This is a genomic window from Geodermatophilus sp. SMS 5-13 (genome assembly GCF_059428245.1).
The window spans coordinates 5,246,329-5,266,236 of sequence record NZ_CP165729.1; the positions used below are offsets into that span (position 1 = coordinate 5,246,329).

Sequence of the window (19,908 nt, forward strand, 5' to 3'; positions counted from 1 at the left end):
GCCTATGCAATCCGTGTGAGCGCCGGCCGAGGGTCGGCGGCCAGCGCAGCCTGGTAGGCCGTCATGGCGTTGTGCAGCAGCGCGAAGCACAGCACGTCGACCAGCTGCCGGGCGCCGCCGAGTGAGGCGGCACGGTCGACCAGCAGGCTGCGCTTGAGCATCGAGTTCCAGCTCTCGGCGTCATTGCGCAGCCCGTAGAGCCGGGCGAAGTCCGGCTCGCCCTCGGCGATGACGCGAACGTGCCCGGCCCGGCGGTGGTCGGGGTCGCCGGGCTCGCCGTGCGGGGTGATCCAGGCGGTGAACTCCCCTGCCGGGCACGGCACCCGGTAGGCGACGTTGAAGTGGTAGCGGCCGGTGGACCGCCGGGACCGCTTGACCTGCAGGCGGTCGAGCCGGCCGAGCACCACCGGTGCGCCGGACTCGTCGAGGCCGACCTCGCTGACCGCGCCGTTGACCGCGGCCACGGTGTGCCCGCAGGAGCCGCCCGTGGTGTCGTGCTCCCACACCCCGAGGGGATACCAGCGCGGCACCTTGCCCTCCCCGGCGCGGGCCTTGTCCGCGGCGCTGCGGGGCGCGGCGGGCACCTTGTTCACCACGATCAGCCCCGTGCGGGTCATCACCTCATCGACCTGGGGGCCGACGAAGGCTCCGTCGTAGGCGACGGCCTGGATGCCGCTCCCTGCCGCGGCGTGCACCTGCTTGATCAGCTCGACGGCGGTATCGGCCTCCAGCCCGGGGCGGGGGACGCGGTCGATGGCGAGCACGACCCGCTGCTGCGGGCCGTCGCCGCGGGCGTAGAGGGCGACGAAGTTCTGCCCGAACACCGGCCCGGCGTGGCCGTGGTACTCGGCGACGTCCGGGTCGAAGCGGCGGCCCGGCGCCTCGATGGGCTCGCCCGCGGGGTCCAGGTAGACCACCCGGGTCTCGCCGGTCTCGGGGTCGGTCTCCCGGCGCGCCGCCGGCGGCCGGTACATCGGGCGGACCACGGTGCCGTCGCCGTAGATGGTGCGCGACCGGTCCGGGTGGCACAGCGAGCCGGGCCCATCGGGCCGCAGCAGCCCGAAGGAGCGGGCCTGGCGCACCGCGGCGTCGATGAACCGGGCCTGCAGCTCGGTGCGGATGTCGGGGTCGGTGAGGTAGCGGTCCCGGGCGTTGCGGAACGCCTCGAAGGTCGCCGGCCGTTCCCCGGGCAGGCGCGGGACCAGCTCGTCGGGCAGCTGCGGCGCCATGCGCACCACGGTTTCCTGCACCAGCCGCCAGGTTGCCGGGTGGGCCAGCTCGGTCTGCACCCGGATCCCGGAGCGGTACAGCCGGGCGAGCACGCCGTAGGCCAGGACCACGTAGGCCGGGTTGGCCGGCGGCCGTCCCACCGGCGGCCGGGGGATCAGCTGGGCCAGCTCGTAGAGCGCCGGCGCGGAGAACACCGCCTCGATCTGCTCGGCGGTCGACAGCCGCCGCGGCGCGGGCACCGCCCGCAGCCGGCTCATCGGACACCCTCCCGCCAGGCCAGGGCGATGTCCTCGGCGCAGGCGTCCAGCGACCGGTGTCCCAGCGCCCGGGCTACCTGTTCCAGCGGGGCCCCGGTGTCGTACAGCCGGCGGCCGGCCCAGTTGCGCAGGCTGGCCGGGCGGACGTCCGTTTCGGCGCGGAGGCCGGCCAGGTCGAGCACCGTGCGGATGGCGTTGCAGGCCGCGGCCTGCGCCTTCGCCCCGCCAGGCGGCGCGGCCCCGGCGTAGGCCAGCCGCGTCCGCGCGGTGGCACCGCGGTCGATCAGGTCGGTGACGTGGCGGGTGAGGAGGCGGCGAGCCCAGGGGCTGAGCTCGCCGGTGCGCGGATCGTGCCGGCGCGTGCCCGGCAGCCGCACGGTGGACGGCTCGGTCGGCTCGTCGAGGTCTGCCACGGTGAGCGTGGTGATCTCGCTGGTGACCGCGCCGGTCTCGCCCAGGGCCCACACCACCGCCCGCAGCCGGGCCACCGACTCCCCGCCGAGCTGTGCGGTGGCCCGGCACAGCATGACCTCGTCGTCGGTCAGCGGCCGGGCCGCCAGCAGCCCCCGGGGCGGCAGCCGCAGATCCAGCGTCGGGTCACCGACCGGCTGCCCCAGCACGCGCAGCGTCCGGTACAGCATCCGCACCGCCGTGCGCCGCGCATGCCGCGTGGCCAGCTCCGGCTCCTCGCCGCCGCGGGTGCGGGCATGGACGAAGCCGGCCGCGTCGGTCGGCGTCACCGCCGCGAACGTCGCGACCCCGGTGGCGGACAGCCGGGCGGCGAACCGGGACACGGCCTCCCCGACGCGCGCCACAGTCTGCTCGCCGTGCAGGCCGTCGGAGCGCCAGGAGGCGAGGACCAGGTCCAGTGCGACGTCGATGGGAAGCGGTGCCGGTGGCACCGGATGACGAGGGGTGAGCCGCGTGACTCGGCGAGGCATCTACAGGCCCTTCGGGCGGAGCACGGACGTCTCCGAACCCGGCGGGACCGTGCCGGCTGACGGCGGTCCTGCATTCACCGCACGGTCAATCCCGCATTCCGTCTGCATCTCCGCGTGCCCGGTCGAGGGCACTACGTGCCGGACCGACGCGGTTTTCAGGCCAGTGCGGGCAGTGCGGCGGATGGGGAAGCAGGAGCTGCTGTCGGTGGCTGCCTACACAATGCGGCGGTGATCATCCCGCTCGTATGGCCTCGTGCCGGCGCACCCGGCCGTGGCCTCATCGCCGCGCTACGCGACGTTCACAACAAGGCGCAGAACGTCCCGACTGCGCCGGACGACCCGATCACCGCGTACGTCCACTGGGCGACGGAGTCGGTCACGGCCCTGCGTCCGTGGCTCGGCGGCGACGATGTCGACCGCCTCGTCCGTACAGCAACCTACTGGGCCGCCTTGACGATGCCGACCGGCACGATGCAGGGAGCCCGCCTTGTCGGGGAGGAGATGATGGCCCGGCGGGAAGAACTGCAGCGCGTCCTGACCTCCCTGGAGCAGTTCACACGGCGGTTCGAGGATGCCCAGTCGTCCGCACTCGTCGTTCCCGACACCAACGTGCTACTCGAGCACCCGCACCCGCTCGACAACACCGACTGGCATGAACTGGCCCGAGGACATGCCGCTCCGATGGACGACCTGCGAGTGGTTCTTCCACTTCTTGTTGTTGATGAACTCGACGACGCCAAGCGGAACAGCAGGACCAAGTCCCGTGCACGGCAAAGCCTGAAGATGGTGTACGGCTACTTCAGTCAGGATCGGGCTTCCACGCTGCTTCGGGAACGCAGCACAGATGGCGGACGTGTCGAGCTTGAGCTGCTCATCGAATCGCCCGGTCATGACCGCCTTCCCCGAGCCGACGACGAGCTCGTGAGCGTCGCGACTCGACTGCAGGACTTCGTGGAACGGCCCGTCATCCTGATGACCTACGACACGGGCTGCGCCATGCGCGGCGTCTCCGGCGGCCTCCGGGTTGCGCACCTCACCCATCGGGACGACAGCTGACACGGCCCCGAGTGACGCCCACGGAAGGCCGCGCCCTCCGGGGGCTTTCCGTCACAGGGGCCACCGGGGGGACCGGCCCAAAGCGACCTTGCCGGTCTCGGTGCTACGTGGACGTACAGCCGGTCTGGTGCTCCCAGATCACGATGTCGGCCGCGCGGAGCAGCGAGATGCGCCTGCCGTCGGGGGTGCGCACCGGCGCCCCGGACACCGGCGCAACAAGCCGCTCGAGCCACTCCCGGTTGGCAGCCCAGTCGGCTTGCAGCACCGGCCACAGAGCACGGGCGGGGGCTGGGCCGTTGACCGGCCGCACCCCGAAGTAGAACGCGTACACCCTGCTGTCGAAGATCGGGACGAGAGCGGGCCGCTTGCGGTGCAGGATCTTCGTGATCGCGACCTCCTTGAGCCGCTTCACCCAGCCGTGCGTGCGCGCCACCGCCAGGGCGCTTTGCACCGCAGCCCAGGCGGTGTCCGGTGCAGTCAGGTCGACGGTGAGGAAGTCCGTGGTGACGCTGTCGGGATGATCGAGAACGGCCTGCAGCGCCATCAGCAACTCGGCACCTGGGCCGGTCGGCCGGTACAGAGGCACGACCTGCTCATAGTTGATGCGGACGCTCAGCAGCGCCGGCGCCAAGCAGTCCAGCGGCGTCAGCGTGCTCGGGTCACCCAGGCGGTCGTAGGTGGCGAACGCCCGCTTGCCGTGCGGGTCGGTGTAGTCCGCCAGGTGCTGTTCCGCGCAGGCCTGCAGCGAAGCGAATGACGGCACGCACCCTCACTCTCGACATCGGATAGCCGCAGCACGCTAGCCGTCGTCGGCTCCCTCCGACTGGCGCCTCGCCGCTGCACGCTGCGTCCCCGATGCCGAACCGGCCGCGCAACAGATCGCTGACAGCCGGGTGATTGCAGAGCCCGCTCCCGGAGGAACCAGTGGCTGCACCGGCCCTCGTGCTGGTGACCGCCGGCGTCACGTCCGGACCGCCCAGCCGGGCGGGCACCTCGTGGCCTCACCCCCATCGCGGTGGGCCGCGGACAACTCCACAGCGAAGAAGGGCGACCGCGGCCCGCACGTCGACGCGGACGCACGCCGCGTTCCGGGGGCAGAGAAGGAGGTGATCAGCCGCCACCGGACGCGACGGGGACGGACCGGCCACAGAAGGGAGGGATCAGGCGCCGGGCCACCCAGCCAACCGCTACGACGTGCCGGCGACTGCGCGCGGACGCCGCGCGCCGGTGGCACCGAGGAGGTGATCAGCCGCGACCGGGCGCAGCGCACCGGGCTTGTCCCCCTCTCGAGCGCCGCAAGCAGTGACGGCGAGCTCCCCAACCGACATCGGCGGGAGCTTCGCGCTACCCCCCGGCATCACCGCCGGGACGAGCGCCGAGGTTCCCGGAGAACCGGCATGACCACGATCGACGATCTGCTCGGCGCCGGAGACGGCACCGTCGTGCAGCTGAACGAGCGGCATCCCCGCCGTCGCGTGCACCTGCAGCGGCTGCTGGACGTCCGCGCACGGCTCGCCGTCCTCGCGGCCGAGCAGCGGTCGCATGATCTGCCCGAACAGCAGGAGATCACCCGCCTGCTGTGGGCCGTCGAGGAGACCATCCACGGCGGCTGGCCGCGCACCTACTACGAGCAGTTCCCGCAGTGGTGCGCCGACGAGGAGTCGCTGCTGCACGAGCCGACGAGGTCGGCGACCGGCTGCAGCGTGTGCCGCGCCGGGTCCGCGCCCGGCAGGCAGAACCACCAGCCGCCCGGCGCGGCGTGACCGAGTGAGCCCGGGCGTCCGCGCCCGGGCTCACTCCCGCTGCCGAACCGCGGCCTGCTCGTGACCCGCGCCGGCCGCTGTCCACAGACACCCGATCGGGTGTGCCCAGCGAATGCCACCCACCGCGGTGCCTGCACCTCTGGCGATGCGACCCACTCGCCGCGGCCTCGTGCCGCCTGTCCCGGAGGTGCCCCGATGCCCCACCCCGACTCCCTCACCGCCCGCCCGCACCGGCCGCTGCACCCGGATGTGCTGTGCGAACTGCGCGACGCGGCCGTCATGCGCCGCGCGGCGGCGCTGCTCGACATCGACATCGCCTCGCTGCCGATCGCCTTCAGCCCTCACCACCGCAGCGAGCGCCTCGCGGCCACCCGCACCGCGGCCGAGCTGCTGCTCGCCCGGCTGGAGCTGCTGCTCCCCTGCCCGGACTGCGCCGGCACCGACCAGCGGCTGGAATGTGCGCAGGAGCTGGGAACGCTGGCGGCCCGCCTCGCGAGCGCCGCGAGCCGGGCGCAGATCGCGCTGTCCCTGCAGCTGCGCAGCCCCCACCTGTACGCCGCCTGACCCACCGCCATCGCCCGACACCGGCACGGAAGCCGGCCGGGCTGCATCACCTGGGCCTGCAGCGCCCGCCCACCCGAAGCAGGGAGCCATGACCGCAACCCACCACGCCCGCAACCCCGACGCCTGGATGTACGTCGACGGCCCGGCCCGCCGCGTCCTGCGCATGCAGCTGCTGCGTCGCCGCGATCACCTGTCCGCCGCGGCGGCCGAGCACGCGGCTCACGGACAGGTCGGCGCCGAACTGCTGTGGCTGGCGGTGGACGCCGCCGAAGCACGCCTGCGCGACATCTTCCCCGACACCTGGGCCGAGGAGCACGAGGGCTGGGCGGCGACCGACGCCGCACGGCTCCACACCGTCGACGACCCCCCGTCCGGCGGACTGCCGCCTCTGCGCGCTCAACCCGCCGGCGGGCTCCTCCGCGGCGGCCTGACCGAGGTGTGGCCCGCTCCGCACGCAAGAGCGGGCCACACCTCCGCAGCAGCGGAGGGTGCGACGTGACCACCTCGAGGACCGGACCGTGACCCGAAGGCCATGCAGCTCCATGCGGCAGGTCGTGTCATCCACATCACCGGTTGCAGAGCGCACTCTCTCAAGCACAGACTGTAGTACGTGCCCCGCCCGCAGTCTCCGGCCGCCCGGACCACGCTCTACCGGTTCGAGCTGCTCGAGACCCTCGAGGACGGCGTCCGGAAGAAGTACCGGGAGCAGGACGACTTCGAGGGCCTCCCCACCCAGGTCGGCGGGCGCGAGGCGCTGCTGTTCAGCGGCACCATCACGAAGGCCGGGCCCGTGCCCTGGGTCACCACCCTGCGGGGACTCACGGGCGCAGAGCTGGACCTGGCCAACCGGACCGCGGCGGCAGTCCTCCTGATCCGGCGCGGCGATGCTGGTGCCTGGGCGCTCACCTACGGGATGGGGTTCCAGCTCCTCGACCACGACAAGATCGACGGGGCCTTCGGCCAGCGCATCGCCCTCCGGACGGCCGACGAGGCCGCGCTGAACTCCATCACCCGCACGACCCTCGATCACCGCGGACGGACCGACCGCCTGACGAGTCCGGGCGGCGATCACCTGCGTGGCTTCGGCGTCGGCGACGTCGGCGAACTGGTCTCGCGGCTGGTCGGTCGGGCTGCCATCCCGGACCTGACCTGCGGCGAGAAACCCATCACGATCCGCGGCGCGGACGCCCTGAACATCCCGCTCGGGCGCAAGCCCGAGCAGCTGCTCGCCGACCTGAACGTGCTCGACACGCTCCTGGAGCAGCCGGCGAGCCCGGGGCTGGAGGCACTCGAGCAGCTCGTCGCGATCAAGCACCCGGAGGAGCTGATCCAGGGCCTCGAGGCGAAGCTGAACGCCGTCCTGGCCGACCCGACCTCGGACGCCCAGCTGACCACCGCCTGGCCGCACGAGCGCATCAACGACAACGGCATGCCCGACGCGTACAAGATCAAGGGGATCAAGGGGCATTTCGGCGACGGGGTCCCGACCGTCGCCACCTTCCGCGACGTCCTCGGGGACGAGCCCGCTGCCACGAAGCTGGACCGCCTCCGCCGGCTGAAGGTGATGCTGTACCGAGACGCCGACGCCACGGAGGCCATGAGCCAGGACATCCCCGGGGACCGCTGGCTCGCCTTCGAGACCCATGACGGGCCTCGGCGGTACGTCTTCCACGACGGGCGCTGGTTCCAGATGGACGACCAGTACGCGGACAAGCTGCAGACCCATGCGAAACGGATCTTCGACCGACCATCCCCGGTGCAGCTCCCGCCCTGGCCGGAGGACATGGACGAGGCCGACTACAACAAGCACGTGGCCGAGGATCTCGGCGGCGTCCTGATGGACAGGGACCTGATCCGAACGCCGATGCACCGGCGCGGCATCGAGGCCTGCGACGTACTCCTGCCCGACGGGATCCTGCTCCACGTCAAGGACGTCGACCGGTCGTCCCCGGCCAGCCATCTGCTGGCTCAGGCACTGGTGTCGACCGACGCCCTCCTCAACGACGAGGAGGCCCGCGCGCAGTTCGTGGAACGGATCGAGCGGAAGAGCGGGTCGGCCGCCGACGTGCCCGCCCGCATCTCGAGCGTGGTCCTCGGCCTGGCGCGGAAGGGGAAGCCCCTCACGAGCGACAACCTCTTCACCTTCACCCAGGTCACGATGGTCCGACTCGTCGACATCCTTCAACGGCAACGCGTGGACGTGTTCATCGAGCCGATCCAACGGGCCGCGTAGCGGATCTCGCACCTCCCCGGTCATTCCAGGGGAAGCGGACACGCATTCCATCGAAAGGGGCCCGGCGTCCTAAGAACCGACGGTTGGGCCGGTCGGCCACGCCACGAAAGCGCAGGTCACATCTAAAGCACGGAGCCCCCAGAGGCCCCGGCGGGTGCGGCGCAATCCAGACACCGCACGAGTCCGGCGGCCCCGCGGCCCGGTGTGAGGCTACCGCCGGGCATTCTGTCGGGGTTCATCGCGCGGCGCACCGGCCGCTACGCCTCGGACCCGTTGCTCTGCACCGCCTCGACGAGGTCCTTGGCGACCTCGCGCAGCTTGCGCTGCGTCCGCTGGGACTGCTGGGCGAGCAGGTCGAAGGCCGCGTCGGCGGAGATCCCGTGCCGGCCCATCAGGATGCCCTTGGCCTGGTCGATGACCGCCCGGGACTCCAGCGCGCGCTGCAGATTGGCGGCCAGGTTGGCGGTGCTCGCGTAGAGGCCGGCGTTGGCCACGGCCACCGCCGCGTACGAGGCGAACCCGGTCGCCAGCTCCTGGGTCGCCTCGTCGAAGGCGGTGTCGCCGATGCCGTAGATGTTGAGCGCCCCGACCGTCTGGCGCTGGACGGGCAGCCCCACCGACATCGTGTGCGTGATGCCGCGCTTGTGGGCGTTCCGCGCGAAGTCCGGATAGACGGGGCTGTCGGCGGTGTCGTCGATGAAGACGGTCTTACCGGAGACGGCCGCATCCATGCAGGGCCCGAACCCGGCCTCGTACTGCCGCTCGTCGAGGGACGAGGCGATCGGCCCGGTGAAGGCGATGCTGCCGACCTTGCCGTCCTGCATGAGCGTGACCGACACCTCGGCCGCGCCCGGGATGGTCTGCTTGGCCAGCTCGGCCACCCGCGCCAGGGTCTCGGACAGCTGTTGCTGGCCGAGCACGATCCTGCTCAGCTCCGCGAAGGCGGCTCGGGGATCGCGTGACGACTCGTCGACGCCCCCGCTGTCGGGCGTGCTCACGGGGCACTCCGCTCCATGACGGACTGCGGGACGAACCTCGCGACAGTCCGGGGGGGTGACGTCATCGACGACCCGCGAGGGAGCAGCCGGGACGGGACGGCGACCGAGCTGCTGCGGCCCGCCGGAAACCGGTCGGGGGACGGCGCCAGTTCGCCGTCCACGGAACCGACTTGTCGGGGCCCACGCTACGCGCGTCACGAGGCGTGCGCGCCGCCCGAAATGTGCGGCAGGCGGGAGTGGTCGCTGGTCCGGACGGCGGGGATAGTGGTGGGCCGATCCGGCCCAGGACGGAGCCGCGGCCTCCCCTCGCCCCCGAGGATCCGGTGGACCCCTCCTTCGCTCTCATCTGCCCGCTGACCGTGATCGCCTGGCGACTGGGCGGCATTCCGCCGGCAGATCTGTGGTGGCGCTACGCCGACCTCTCGGGCGACCGGCCCCACGACGAACTCGCCGCCTACCTCCGTGGCGCCACCCTCTGGCCGGCTCCGGAGCACAACGTCCTCGCCCAGGCCCTCGACGAGCGGCTGTGGGAACTCGGCTTGCCGAGCCTGGCGCCGCACCGGGCGATCGAGGGCGCCCGGCTCGGCGTCGGCTCGCCGGCCGCGCAGGAACGGTGGGACGCGGGATAGCCCGGTCGGCGGCCACGGCGCGTCACCGGTTCGGAAGATTCCACCCGTTCAGGGGATGCCCGCGGGGCTCACCGGTTACGTAGCGTCATCGGCGCTCGAGCACCGCTCGGTCACGAGACCCCGGCCCGGCTCCCGTTCCCCCCGGGAGGCCGGGCCGGCCTGGTTTCCCGGGTCGGTTCAGGGTCGGTTCAGCCGCAGACCCGGTCGACCATCGCGGCGAGCGCGTCCTCGTCCGCACCGTCCAGCGGCAGGTCGACCGGGACCTCGTCCTCGTCGCCGACGGAGACCCCCATGACGAACAGGTACGGCTGCTTGGTCTCCGCGAGCACGTGCGGATCGCAGCTGACAGGAGCGAAGAAGAGCTCCGCCGACGCGCCGGCCGCGCCGTCCGCCAGCGTCAGCGGCAGGTCGACCGACGGCTCCACGAGGACGCTGCGCGCCAGCCGGCTGACGGTGACCGGCTCCGCTCCGCCGCGGCGGGTCAGCGCGAGCGTCGCGGTGACGCCGTCCGGCTCGTCCCGCCAGCCGTCGACGGCGATGTCCACCACCTCGAGCACCCGGCGGACGGCGCACTCCTCGTCGTGGATCCGCGTCAGGACCTCCGCGGAGAGGGGGACGCGGAGCTCCTCGCCCGCCCCGTCCGGCCGGACGACGGTCAGCAGCGCCGCGGCCGGCTCGGCGGCGACGTCGCACACCGGGTCGCCGAACGGCGTGGGCAGGTCGATGACCTGCCGGGGCGCATAGGTCGCGGTCTCGGCCTTCGCCGGCAGCGCGGTGAACCCCGGGGAGGCGATCGCCACCGAGGCGACGGTGAACGGCGCGTCGCCGGTGTTCGTCACGCGCACCTGCACCTGCCCGCCGATCGCCTCGTCGGTGCGCAGCCGCACCGCCTCGGCCTCGATGCCGGCGACCGGCGGCACGGACGGTCCCGCCGAGAGGGTCGCCGTCGTCCGGCCGGCCGAGGACGACGGCCCCGCGGCGCTGCCCGACGACGCGCCGCAGGCGGCGGTCAGCGCCACGAGCAGCGCGATCGCCGTCCGCCTCATGCCGCGGCAGCGTAGGCCGCGGCAGGGCTCACTGGTGCCGAGCGGACAGCCGCGCCATCACCCGGCCCGCCTGCATGCGCACCTCGAGCTTCTCCTGCGGGTTGGCGGCCGGACCGCGCCGCGGCTCGCCGTCGTCGAGGTCGAACGCCGAGCCGTGCCACGGGCAGACGAGGCACTCCGCGCCCCGGATCTCCTGGACCTCCCCCTCGTAGAGCGGCCCGGACAGGTGCGAGCAGGCGCCGATGAAGACGTCGACCCGGGCACCGCGCCGCACCGCGGCCAGCGGCACCGCGACGCCCGCGCCCTGACCCGTCCGCAGCGTGGGCCGGCCCTCCGGGAAGTCGTCGAGCGGGCCGAGGTCCATCCAGTCCGAGCCCAGCGCCCGCGCCGCCGTCGCCGCGTGGGAGGCACCCGATGACTGCGCGTAGGACATGTGGCCCCCGATCGACGCCGAGACGGTGGCCAGTCCCAGCCCGGCGTAGGACAGCGCCCGACCCCAGCCGCCGCGGCCGCGGGCGCGGGCCGCGAGCGACCCGACGTACAGCCCGAGCGCCGTGCTGTTCAGCAGCGCGTGCAACGCCCCCAGGCGGCGGACGCCCGTCTCCTGCTCCGACCAGTCAGCGGCGCCGGACAGCGCGGCGGGCACCGCGGCGACGACCCCGGTGCCGATCATCGCGGTGGCGGCGGGCCGCAGCGCGGGCACGGCATCGAGGACGCCGGCCGAGAGCCAGCTCCCCACGGGGACCTGCACGAGGACCGGGTGCAGCGGATGACCGAGCCACGTGCCGTGCAGGAAGTCCTTCAGCGCCTGGGGCTTCAGCACCGACAGCACGGCCCGGCGGGTGGGCTCGATCGCCTTGTCGAAGGTCGGCACGTCGGCGATCCGATCGAGGATTCCCATCACGCTCATGCCCGCCCACTACCCGCACCGACGTGCGGCGATGCCCTCCGGTGAGTTGCGGCACACAGAACCGTCATAGGTGTGGGTGAGAGTTCCCACATCGGCTCCGGGAATGGTCGGCCGGGTCCGATGGATACACCTAGTTGCTGATAGCAACGTTCGCTCGACCGGGAGACCTGACATGACGTGCGCCCTGATCCGCCGCCCGCTGGCGGTCGAGGTGCCGACGTCGGTCCGGGAACGGCTCAGCTTGACCGAGCGCCTCGGTCGGGACGACGCCGCCGGCCAGTTCGCCCGGTTCGTGCTCGTCGGCGGCGCCTCCAGCGCGCTGTACGCACTGCTGTTCGTCGCCCTGGCGGGCCTCGGCGACCAGCCGGCCAACCTGGTCGGCGCGATCGCCTCGTCCGTGCTGGCCAACGAGCTGCACCGCCGGCTGACCTTCCGCGCCGGCGAGCGGGTCAGCTGGTTCGCCGCCCAGTGGGAGGGCGGCGGCCTGGCGCTGGCCGGCATGGCCGCCACCACCCTGGCCCTGGCCTGGCTGGACACCGTCAGCGACGAGACGAGCACCCTCGTCGGCATCGCCCTCGTCGGCGCGGTGACCGGGGCGATCGGGCTGGTCCGCTTCGTCGCCCTGCGCTGGGTTTTCGCCCGGAGCTAACCTCGGCGGGATGAGCGACCCCGCCCCGGCTGCGCCTCGGCGATGGGTCGCCCCGGCCCGGATCGCCGGCCGCTGGGGACTGCGGATCGCCGTCGCCGTCGCCGGGGCCCTCCTCGGGATCCTGCTGGTCGGCCGCGTGCAGGCGCCCATCGGGCCGTTCGACGCGACGGTGGCCTTCCGCCCCGCCGGCGGCGGCGCGCAGGTCGAGATCCCGCCGCTCGGCGCCCTCGACGTCGACGTCTACGACGGGCCGCTGCAGCTGCAGATCCAGCTCACCCGCGTCGACGAGGACCGCGCCCGGGCCCTGGCCACCGACCCGTCGCGCCTGGACACCGTCGTGGACCGGGTCAGCCAGGACCTGCGCGCCGCCGTCGTCCGGCTGGCGTGGACGACGGCCGGGGCGGGGCTGGCCGGGGCGGCACTGACCTCGCTGATCGTCCTGCGCCGCCGCCGTGAGCCGCTCATCGCCCTCGGGCTGGCCACCGCGGTGCTCGCCGGCAGCGCCGGGCTCGGTGCACTCACCTGGCGTCCGGAGGCCCTGAGCGCGCCGACCTACACCGGGCTGCTGGTCAACGCCACCAGCCTGATCGGCAGCGCGCGCGACATCGTGGCCCGCTTCGACGCCTACCGCGCGTCGCTGGAGGACCTGGTCACCAACGTGAGCACGCTGTACGGCACGCTCTCCGCGCTGCCGGCCCCCGGCCGTACGGATGACACCGTGGCCCTGCTGCACGTCTCGGACCTGCACCTCAACCCGGCCGGCTTCGACCTCGTCGGCGAGGTGGTCGACCAGTTCCAGGTCGACGGCGTGCTGGACACCGGCGACATCACCGACTGGGGCAGCGCGCCGGAGAACAGCCTGATCACCGCGGTCGGCACGTGGGACGTCCCGTACGTCTACATCCGCGGCAACCACGACTCCGCGACGACGGCGGCGCTGATCGCCGCCCAGCCGAACACCACGGTGCTCGACGACTCCGCGGTCACCGTCGCCGGCATCGAGGTCGTCGGCGCCCCCGACCCGCGCTTCACGCCCGACAAGGACGCCCAGGACGGGGACACCGAGTCGCTCGAGCAGAGCGGCGAGGACCTGGCCGAGTTCGCCGCGACGCTGCCCGACCCGCCCGCGATCGCGATGGTGCACGACCCGGCCACGGCGGCGCCGCTCGACGGCGAGGTGCCGCTCGTCCTCGCCGGCCACAAGCACGAGCGGGACGTGTCCGTGCTCGACGGCGGCACCCGGCTCATGGTCGAGGGGTCCACCGGCGGCGCCGGGCTGCGCGGCCTGCAGGGCGAGGAGCCCACGCCGCTGACCTGCACCGTCCTCTACCTCGACCCGGACACCGGCGACCTGGTCGCGTACGACGAGATCACCCTCGGCGGCCTCGGCGAGACCGAGGTGACGATCGAGCGGACCGTCGTCGAGCTCGCCGACGCGCCGGCCACCGGCGGCACGAGCGGGGGCGGGGCCGACGGCGACGGCACGGACGGCGGCAGCTCGCCGGCCTCCCCGACCGGCTGACCCTGCCGACCTACGCTCGGGCCATGTCGACGACCCGCCCCGCGCGCCTGGCCGCGACCGTCCTCGCCGGCGGGCTGCTGCTCGCACCGCTCGCCGGCTGCAGCTCCGACGGCGTCTCCTGCTCGGGCACCACCTGCTCCGTGACGCTGACCGGGGACGGCGCCTCCGCCGACCTGCTGAACACCAACCTGGCGCTGGCCGGCGTGGAGAACGGCCGGGCCACGCTGCGCGTCGGCGACACCGAGGTCTCCTGCGCCCAGGGCGACAGCGTGTCGGCCGGGCCCCTCGACCTGGAGTGCACCGAGGTGACCGAGGACGGAGTGACCCTCAGCGCGTCACTGGGCTGACCGGCTCAGGCGTCGCGGACCTCGACCACCACGCGCGTGGGGTTCGACAGCGCGTAGACGCGGAACGGCACCTCCGCCGTCGTCCCGACGAAGGCGACCGCCGTCCCCTCGAAGATGTGGTCGTAGGCGACCTCGGTGACCGTCTGCGTGCCGGACCCGGCCAGCGGGTCGGGCCCGTCGTACTCGGCGACGCCCGTCGTGTCGGGGATCTGCGCGCCGGTGATCGTCACCTGGAGCACCGCGTCGCCGGCCACGTCGATGGGGTCGCCGCTGCCCTGCGAGGAGGCCTGGTCCACGTAGCGGACGTCCCAGCCCGGCGTGCCGGTGCCGCCGACCTCGAACACGACCCGGTCGAAGCCGTCGTGCCGGCCGGTGCGGATGTCGCTGGGGGTCACCTGCGCGTCGGCGGAGGCCTCCTCCGTGTCCGGCTCGGTGTTCGCGGGGAACGCCGGCGCGTCGGTGCTGCCGTCGTCGGGCTTCTCCGGGCCGCCCGTGGCCGTCGCCGACGCCGAGGCGGACGACGAGGGCGAGGACGACGTGACCTCGGAGGAGGCGGACGCGGTGTCGGTGCCGCCGCCGTCGCCGGACCCGCACCCGGCGAGCAGGGCGGCGGCGAAGAGGGCGGCGGACGCGACACGGGCTCGGCTCACGGTGCACAGACTGACAGGGGTGACCCCCGCGGATAAGAGCCGACGCGCCGGTCCGACCAGGACTCCCGACGGGGTGGTGTCAGCCGCCCGCGGCGGGCCATGTATCGTTTGCCCTGCCCCCGGCGAACACGAGCCCCCATCGTCTAGCGGTCCAGGACGCCGCCCTTTCAAGGCGGTAGCACGGGTTCGAACCCCGTTGGGGGCACGCACCACAGCAAGGCCCTGTAGCGCAGTTGGTTAGCGCGCCGCCCTGTCACGGCGGAGGTCGCGGGTTCGAGTCCCGTCAGGGTCGCTCTCCGGTGTCGGACACCGGTCGGGGCAGGTAGCTCAGTCGGTACGAGCGCTCGCCTGAAAAGCGAGAGGTCGGCGGTTCGACCCCGCCCCTGCCCACCCGCTCTTCCCCCGCGGGGCTGTCAGCACAGCTCCACGCGGGCCATGTGCCGCCACAGTTCCTGGTCGGCGTCGGAGAGGCTCTCCCACTCCGTGTAGCTGCTGGCGGCGTGCATCTCCCGCGCCCGCCGCTCCACGCGGGAGTCGGACATCATCCGGGCCCGCGTCTTGTAGACGGAGATGTGGTGGATGACCGGGTTGGCCGAGACCTGCGGCTCCTCGACCTCGGACACGTGCAGGAAGCCCGAATCCGTGTGCACGACGTCGGGCTGACGGGGCTCGGTCATGTCTCCTCCTCCTCGGCGAAGCAGCGCCGCTGGTAAGAACGCGATCGGCAGGCCGGCGGGCGGACTGCACCCGGGCCCCGCCGGATCCCCCGGAAGGGTGAGCCGACCGGCCCACAGCGCCGGCACAGGGCGGCCACGGCGCCCTCCGACGGCGTGCGCCGAGGCTGGCCGGCATGACCTCCTCCACGCCGCTCCCCGACCCGTACGAGCAGCTCCGCCGTGGCCGGCGCCGGGTCCGGACGGTCACGGCCGCCGTCGCCGCCGCGGCCGCCCTCGGCACGGGAGCGCTGGCCATCGGGCTCGCCGACCGGGCCGGCACGGACGCGACCGGCACGGCCGCCGACGGCACCACGAGCGCCGGCTCCTCGGACGACTCGATCAGCCAGGCCCAGCAGGCGCCGGGCAGCTCGAGCGGTTCCGGCTCGGTGGACGCCTCGAGCGGCGGTTCCTGAACTCGGTGGACCTTCCGGCGATCCAGTGAACCTTCCGGGCGTTCTCAGAGAATCCACAGGAAGCAGCGGCACAGTGATCGGCATGACGCAAACCGCTCCTTCCGGCGCCCCGTCCCGCGCCCCGCTGACCCGGCCGGACGGCAGCCCGTTGCGTGTGCTCGCGGTCGACGACGAGTTCTCCATCACCGAGCTGCTGTCGATGGCGCTGCGGTACGAGGGCTGGGACGTCCGGACGGCGGCCAACGGGACCGAGGCCGTCCGCACCGCGCGGGAGTTCCGGCCGGACGCGGTCATCCTCGACGTCATGCTCCCGGACATGGAGGGGCTGGAGGTGCTGCGGCGGCTGCGCGCCGACGCCCCGCTGCTGCCGGTCATCTTCCTCACCGCGCGCGACGGCGTGGCCGACCGCATCGCGGGCCTGACCGCCGGCGGCGACGACTACGTGACCAAGCCGTTCAGCCTCGAGGAGGTCGCCGCCCGCCTGCGCGGCCTGCTGCGCCGGACCAACCGCGCGGTGGCCGACGACGGCCTGCTCGTCGTCGGTGACCTCACCCTCGACGAGGCCAGCCACGAGGTGACCCGGGGCGGCGACGAGATCCGGCTGACCGCCACCGAGTTCGAGCTGCTGCGCTACCTCATGCGCAACCCGCGCCGGGTGCTGTCCAAGGCGCAGATCCTCGACCGGGTGTGGCAGTACGACTTCGGCGGCCAGGGCAACGTCGTGGAGCTGTACATCTCCTACCTGCGGCGGAAGATCGACCGTGGCCGCGAGCCGATGATCCACACCCTGCGCGGTGCGGGGTACATGATCAAGCCGGCGAACAGTTGAGCCCGGGAGGTCGCATGTGGCCCCGTCGCCCGCAACGCCTGTCGTTGCGGGCTCGGCTGCTGTGGACCTTCCTCGTCCCGCTGGCCGTCGTCCTCGTCCTCGTCGGGGTCATCTCCACCCTCGTCCTGCGGTCCCAGCTGATCCGCCAGGTCGACGTGCAGCTCTCCGCCGCGGTCGCGCGGGGCTCCGCCGGCTCCTACGGCACCCCGCCGTCGCCGGACTACGACGACGACTACCACGGGCCCGAATCGCTCAACCGGCGCGGCCAGGGCGCCGGCACCCTCGCCGCGCAGGTCGCCGACGGCAGCATCATCACCGCCGCCGTCATCACCGCGAGCGGGCACACCGACAACCTCGGCGACGACGAGTGCGGCATCCTCACCGACCTCCCCGCCGACGGCGAACCGCGCACCGTCGACATCGGGGGCGGCTACGGCGACTACCGCGTCGTGGCCAGGACCTCGCCCAACGGGAACGTCCAGGTCACCGGCCTGCCGCTGGGCAGCTCCTACCGGGCGGTCAGCAACCTGGTCACCGTCGAGGTGGTCGCCGGGCTGGTCGGCCTGCTGGCGGCCGGGATCGCCGGCGCCCTCGTCATCCGGCGCACCATGCGGCCGCTGGAGCGCGTCGCCGGCACCGCCACCCGGGTCACCGAGCTGCCGCTGGCCAGCGGCGAGGTCACCCTGCCCCAGCGGGTGCCCGAGGCCGACACCGACCCGCGCACCGAGGTCGGCCGGGTGGGGACGGCGCTCAACCGGCTGCTGGACCACGTCGAGGAGTCGCTGCACGCCCGGCAGGCCTCCGAGACGCAGGTCCGACAGTTCGTCGCCGACGCCAGCCACGAGCTGCGCACGCCGCTGGCCTCGATCCGCGGCTACGCCGAGTTCTTCCGCCGCCAGCAGACCGACGGCCGCCCGCCGTCGACCGACGACGTCGCGCACATGCTGCGCCGGGTCGAGTCGGAGTCGCTGCGGATGTCGGCCCTGGTCGACGACCTGCTGCTGCTCGCCCGCCTGGACGCCGGGCGCGACCTCGAGCTCGGGGAGGTCGACCTCACCGTGCTCGCGCTCGACGCGGTCAGCGACGCCCGCGTGGCCGGGCCCGGGCACCACTGGCAGGTGGAGGTCCCGCCGGTCGCCGTACTGCTGCCCGGTGACGCCGCCCGGCTGCACCAGGTGCTGGCCAACCTGCTCACCAACGTCCGCACGCACACCCCCGACGGGACGACGGCGACGGTGCGGCTGGGGATGGAGGGCGGCACCGCCGTCCTGGAGGTGGCCGACGACGGCCCCGGCATCCCGCCGCAGCTGCAGGCGCAGGTCTTCGAGCGCTTCGCCCGGGGTGACGCGTCCCGGTCCCGCGCGGCGGGCAGCACCGGCCTCGGCCTGGCCATCGTCGCCGCGGTCGTCGCCGCGCACGACGGCACGGTGCAGGTCAGCAGCGGCCCCGGGCGGACGGTGTTCACCGTCCGGCTGCCCGGCGCCGTGCTGGGTGAGCCGGAGACCGACGAGGCCGACGACGAGCCCGGGGCCGCCTCCTGACCTCAAAGGGGCCGCACAGCGCCACCACGGGGCTCCGGTAGTTCCGCGGCGCACCGTTCTCGGTACGACCCCGAGGAGGTGCCCGTGACCGCCACCGCGGACTGGACGGCCTGGAGCTGCCGCGTCCGGCTCGCCGTCACCGACCCGACGGCGCTCGACGAGGCCCGCGCCCTGCTGGTGCGGCGGATGGCCGCCGTGGACCGCGCCTGCAGCCGTTTCCGCGCCGACTCCGAGCTCGCCGCGCTCGAGCCGGGCGGGTGGACCGACATCAGCCCGCTGCTGGCCGAGCTGCTCGCGGTCGCCCTGCGCGCCGCGCGGCTGACCGACGGCGACGTCGACCCGACCGTCGGCGGCCCGCTGGAGGGCCTCGGCTACGACCGCGACCTGCCACTGGTGGCGGCCGACGGGCTCGTCGTCGCCGTCCCCGCGCCGGGCTGGCGCGCGGTGGAGCTCGACCCGGAGGCGCACCGGGTGCGCCTGTCCCCCGGTGTCCGGCTCGACCTGGGCGCGACGGCGAAGGCGTGGACCGCCGACACCGCGGCCGCCGACATCGCCGGCCGCACCGGCGCGGGTTGCCTGGTCTCCCTCGGCGGCGACCTCGCCGTCGCCGGACAGGCCCCGGCCGGCGGCTGGCGGGTGCGGGTCGAGGACGTCTGCGGCGATCCCGACGCCCCGCCGGCCGGGCCGGCCACCGTCGTCACCCTCACCGACGGCGGCCTGGCCACCTCCTCGACGGTCGCCCGGCGCTGGCAGCGCGGCGGCGCCTGGCTGCACCACCTGCTCGACCCGCGCAGCGGCCTGCCGGCCGCGCCGGCCTGGCGGACCGTCTCCGTGGCCGCCGGCAGCTGTGTCGACGCGAACACGGTGAGCACCGCCGCGATGGTGCGCGGGAACGCCGTCTGGCCGTGGCTGCGGACGATCGGCGTACCGGTCAGACTGGTCACCGTCGACGGCGAGGTGTTCACCGCCGGCGGCTGGCCCGCGGAGGCCGCGGCATGAGTGCAGAGGCGTTCTGGTACCTGATCCGGGCGACCGGCCTGGTCTCCCTGGTCCTCATGACGGCCACGATCGTGCTCGGCGTGGTCGTGCGGCGGCAGCGCCGGCTGCCGGGCCTGCCGCGGTTCGGCGCGGTCGCCCTGCACCGCAACGTCTCGCTGATCTCGGCGCTGCTGCTGCTCGTGCACGTGCTCATGTCGGTGGCCGACTCCTACGTCGACATCCCGGCGGTCGCCGCGCTGGTGCCGTTCACCTCCACCTGGCGGCCGGCGGGGATCGGCCTCGGCGCCCTCGCGGTGGAGCTGGGCCTGGTCATCGTCGTCAGCAGCCTGCTGCGGGGCCGGCTGCCGCACCGGGTCTGGCAGCCGATCCACCGGAGCGCCTACCTGCTGTGGCCGCTGGCCTTCGTGCACGGCCTGATGACCGGCACCGACCTCGGCTCCGGCTGGGCGCTGGCCCTCGCCCTGGCCTGCGCCGCCGTCGTGGCCGGCACGACGGTCGTGGCCTGGACCGGACGGCGCACCGTTCCCGCCGACCGCGCGCCCGCGGCCCTCGCCCGCGCCTCCGCCGCCCTGGCCGGCGGCCCCGCCGTTCCCGTCTTCCGGAACAGGTGACCCC

General features: G+C 73.8%; 22 protein-coding genes and 3 tRNA genes. 17 read left to right on the forward strand and 8 right to left on the reverse strand.

Annotated elements, in window-relative coordinates; translation table 11 throughout:
• Window positions 1-2: 2 nt before the first annotated feature.
• Window positions 3-1,487, reverse strand: coding sequence for a hypothetical protein (locus AB3388_RS25385; RefSeq protein ID WP_495408097.1), 1,485 nt, complete (start codon window positions 1,485-1,487; stop codon window positions 3-5).
• On the reverse strand, window positions 1,484-2,389 hold the full coding sequence (locus tag AB3388_RS25390) for a tyrosine-type recombinase/integrase (protein ID WP_495408098.1): 906 nt from the start codon (window positions 2,387-2,389) through the stop codon (window positions 1,484-1,486). The genes AB3388_RS25385 and AB3388_RS25390 overlap by 4 nt, the downstream gene beginning before the upstream one ends.
• Before the next feature lie 267 nt (window positions 2,390-2,656).
• On the opposite strand from AB3388_RS25390, the gene AB3388_RS25395 reads away from it, so the two are divergent.
• Window positions 2,657-3,484: a PIN domain-containing protein gene (locus AB3388_RS25395; RefSeq protein ID WP_495408099.1), complete on the forward strand. Its 828-nt coding sequence runs from the start codon at window positions 2,657-2,659 to the stop codon at window positions 3,482-3,484.
• A 103-nt stretch (window positions 3,485-3,587) separates the two neighbouring features.
• Here the strand turns inward: AB3388_RS25395 and AB3388_RS25400 are convergent, their stop codons facing one another.
• Complete coding sequence (locus AB3388_RS25400) at window positions 3,588-4,247, reverse strand: DUF6308 family protein (protein WP_495408100.1); 660 nt, start codon at window positions 4,245-4,247, stop codon at window positions 3,588-3,590.
• Window positions 4,248-4,881: 634 nt separating this feature from the next.
• Between AB3388_RS25400 and AB3388_RS25405 the strand changes: the two genes are divergently transcribed.
• The 4 genes from AB3388_RS25405 to AB3388_RS25420 all read left to right on the forward strand — a co-directional run bounded on the left by AB3388_RS25405 (window position 4,882) and on the right by AB3388_RS25420 (window position 8,044).
• The gene (locus AB3388_RS25405) at window positions 4,882-5,247 is read left to right on the forward strand and encodes a hypothetical protein (protein ID WP_457039402.1); all 366 of its coding nucleotides are present in this window, start codon (window positions 4,882-4,884) and stop codon (window positions 5,245-5,247) included.
• A 195-nt stretch (window positions 5,248-5,442) separates the two neighbouring features.
• Window positions 5,443-5,811, forward strand: a complete 369-nt coding sequence (locus AB3388_RS25410) for a hypothetical protein (protein ID WP_495408102.1) — start codon at window positions 5,443-5,445, stop codon at window positions 5,809-5,811.
• A gap of 88 nt (window positions 5,812-5,899) precedes the next feature.
• Window positions 5,900-6,310 carry a hypothetical protein gene (locus tag AB3388_RS25415; protein WP_495408103.1) on the forward strand — a complete coding sequence of 137 codons (411 nt, stop codon included), beginning with the start codon at window positions 5,900-5,902 and terminating at the stop codon, window positions 6,308-6,310.
• 111 nt (window positions 6,311-6,421) lie between these two features.
• Window positions 6,422-8,044: a DUF6119 family protein gene (locus AB3388_RS25420; protein ID WP_495408104.1), complete on the forward strand. Its 1,623-nt coding sequence runs from the start codon at window positions 6,422-6,424 to the stop codon at window positions 8,042-8,044.
• 257 nt (window positions 8,045-8,301) lie between these two features.
• On the opposite strand, the gene AB3388_RS25425 is transcribed toward AB3388_RS25420, so the two are convergent.
• Complete coding sequence (locus tag AB3388_RS25425) at window positions 8,302-9,042, reverse strand: ANTAR domain-containing protein (protein WP_495408105.1); 741 nt, start codon at window positions 9,040-9,042, stop codon at window positions 8,302-8,304.
• A gap of 323 nt (window positions 9,043-9,365) precedes the next feature.
• Here AB3388_RS25425 and AB3388_RS25430 point away from each other — a divergent pair, with 323 nt between their 5' ends.
• A complete protein-coding gene (locus AB3388_RS25430) occupies window positions 9,366-9,671 on the forward strand; it encodes a hypothetical protein (protein ID WP_495408106.1) in 306 nt (101 codons plus the stop codon).
• Window positions 9,672-9,859: 188 nt separating this feature from the next.
• Here AB3388_RS25430 and AB3388_RS25435 read toward each other — a convergent pair whose 3' ends face one another.
• Both AB3388_RS25435 and AB3388_RS25440 read right to left on the reverse strand, forming a co-directional pair.
• A complete protein-coding gene (locus tag AB3388_RS25435; protein ID WP_495408107.1) occupies window positions 9,860-10,717 on the reverse strand; it encodes a hypothetical protein in 858 nt (285 codons plus the stop codon).
• 28 nt (window positions 10,718-10,745) lie between these two features.
• Window positions 10,746-11,627, reverse strand: a complete 882-nt coding sequence (locus AB3388_RS25440) for a Rieske (2Fe-2S) protein (RefSeq protein WP_495408108.1) — start codon at window positions 11,625-11,627, stop codon at window positions 10,746-10,748.
• A 172-nt stretch (window positions 11,628-11,799) separates the two neighbouring features.
• Between AB3388_RS25440 and AB3388_RS25445 the strand changes: the two genes are divergently transcribed.
• The 3 genes from AB3388_RS25445 to AB3388_RS25455 are packed head-to-tail and all read left to right on the forward strand — an operon-like array spanning window position 11,800 to window position 14,145.
• Entirely contained in the window at window positions 11,800-12,276 is a 477-nt protein-coding gene (locus AB3388_RS25445; protein ID WP_495408109.1) for a GtrA family protein, read from the forward strand.
• A gap of 10 nt (window positions 12,277-12,286) precedes the next feature.
• Window positions 12,287-13,798 (forward strand): metallophosphoesterase family protein, encoded by a 1,512-nt coding sequence (locus tag AB3388_RS25450; RefSeq protein WP_495408110.1) that lies wholly within the window; start codon window positions 12,287-12,289, stop codon window positions 13,796-13,798.
• 23 nt (window positions 13,799-13,821) lie between these two features.
• Window positions 13,822-14,145: a hypothetical protein gene (locus AB3388_RS25455; RefSeq protein WP_495408111.1), complete on the forward strand. Its 324-nt coding sequence runs from the start codon at window positions 13,822-13,824 to the stop codon at window positions 14,143-14,145.
• Between the two features lie 5 nt (window positions 14,146-14,150).
• On the opposite strand, the gene AB3388_RS25460 is transcribed toward AB3388_RS25455, so the two are convergent.
• A complete protein-coding gene (locus tag AB3388_RS25460; protein ID WP_495408112.1) occupies window positions 14,151-14,795 on the reverse strand; it encodes an AMIN-like domain-containing (lipo)protein in 645 nt (214 codons plus the stop codon).
• A gap of 132 nt (window positions 14,796-14,927) precedes the next feature.
• On the opposite strand from AB3388_RS25460, the gene AB3388_RS25465 reads away from it, so the two are divergent.
• The 3 genes from AB3388_RS25465 (at window position 14,928) to AB3388_RS25475 (ending at window position 15,185) form a co-directional block, all read left to right on the forward strand.
• Window positions 14,928-15,000: transfer RNA gene (locus AB3388_RS25465), tRNA-Glu, on the forward strand.
• Between the two features lie 13 nt (window positions 15,001-15,013).
• Window positions 15,014-15,087: transfer RNA gene (locus tag AB3388_RS25470), tRNA-Asp, on the forward strand.
• Window positions 15,088-15,111: 24 nt separating this feature from the next.
• Window positions 15,112-15,185: transfer RNA gene (locus AB3388_RS25475), tRNA-Phe, on the forward strand.
• Between the two features lie 23 nt (window positions 15,186-15,208).
• On the opposite strand, the gene AB3388_RS25480 is transcribed toward AB3388_RS25475, so the two are convergent.
• On the reverse strand, window positions 15,209-15,472 hold the full coding sequence (locus AB3388_RS25480) for a hypothetical protein (RefSeq protein WP_495408113.1): 264 nt from the start codon (window positions 15,470-15,472) through the stop codon (window positions 15,209-15,211).
• Between the two features lie 173 nt (window positions 15,473-15,645).
• Between AB3388_RS25480 and AB3388_RS25485 the strand changes: the two genes are divergently transcribed.
• The 5 genes from AB3388_RS25485 to AB3388_RS25505 all read left to right on the forward strand — a co-directional run bounded on the left by AB3388_RS25485 (window position 15,646) and on the right by AB3388_RS25505 (window position 19,904).
• Window positions 15,646-15,924, forward strand: a complete 279-nt coding sequence (locus AB3388_RS25485) for a hypothetical protein (protein WP_495408114.1) — start codon at window positions 15,646-15,648, stop codon at window positions 15,922-15,924.
• Between the two features lie 82 nt (window positions 15,925-16,006).
• The gene (locus tag AB3388_RS25490) at window positions 16,007-16,753 is read left to right on the forward strand and encodes a response regulator transcription factor (protein WP_495408115.1); all 747 of its coding nucleotides are present in this window, start codon (window positions 16,007-16,009) and stop codon (window positions 16,751-16,753) included.
• 14 nt (window positions 16,754-16,767) lie between these two features.
• Window positions 16,768-18,294: a sensor histidine kinase gene (locus tag AB3388_RS25495; protein WP_495408116.1), complete on the forward strand. Its 1,527-nt coding sequence runs from the start codon at window positions 16,768-16,770 to the stop codon at window positions 18,292-18,294.
• Window positions 18,295-18,378: 84 nt separating this feature from the next.
• The gene (locus tag AB3388_RS25500; RefSeq protein ID WP_495408117.1) at window positions 18,379-19,293 is read left to right on the forward strand and encodes an FAD:protein FMN transferase; all 915 of its coding nucleotides are present in this window, start codon (window positions 18,379-18,381) and stop codon (window positions 19,291-19,293) included.
• Window positions 19,290-19,904 (forward strand): ferric reductase-like transmembrane domain-containing protein, encoded by a 615-nt coding sequence (locus AB3388_RS25505; protein ID WP_495408118.1) that lies wholly within the window; start codon window positions 19,290-19,292, stop codon window positions 19,902-19,904. Before AB3388_RS25500 ends, AB3388_RS25505 begins: the two co-directional genes overlap by 4 nt.
• Window positions 19,905-19,908 lie beyond the last annotated feature (4 nt).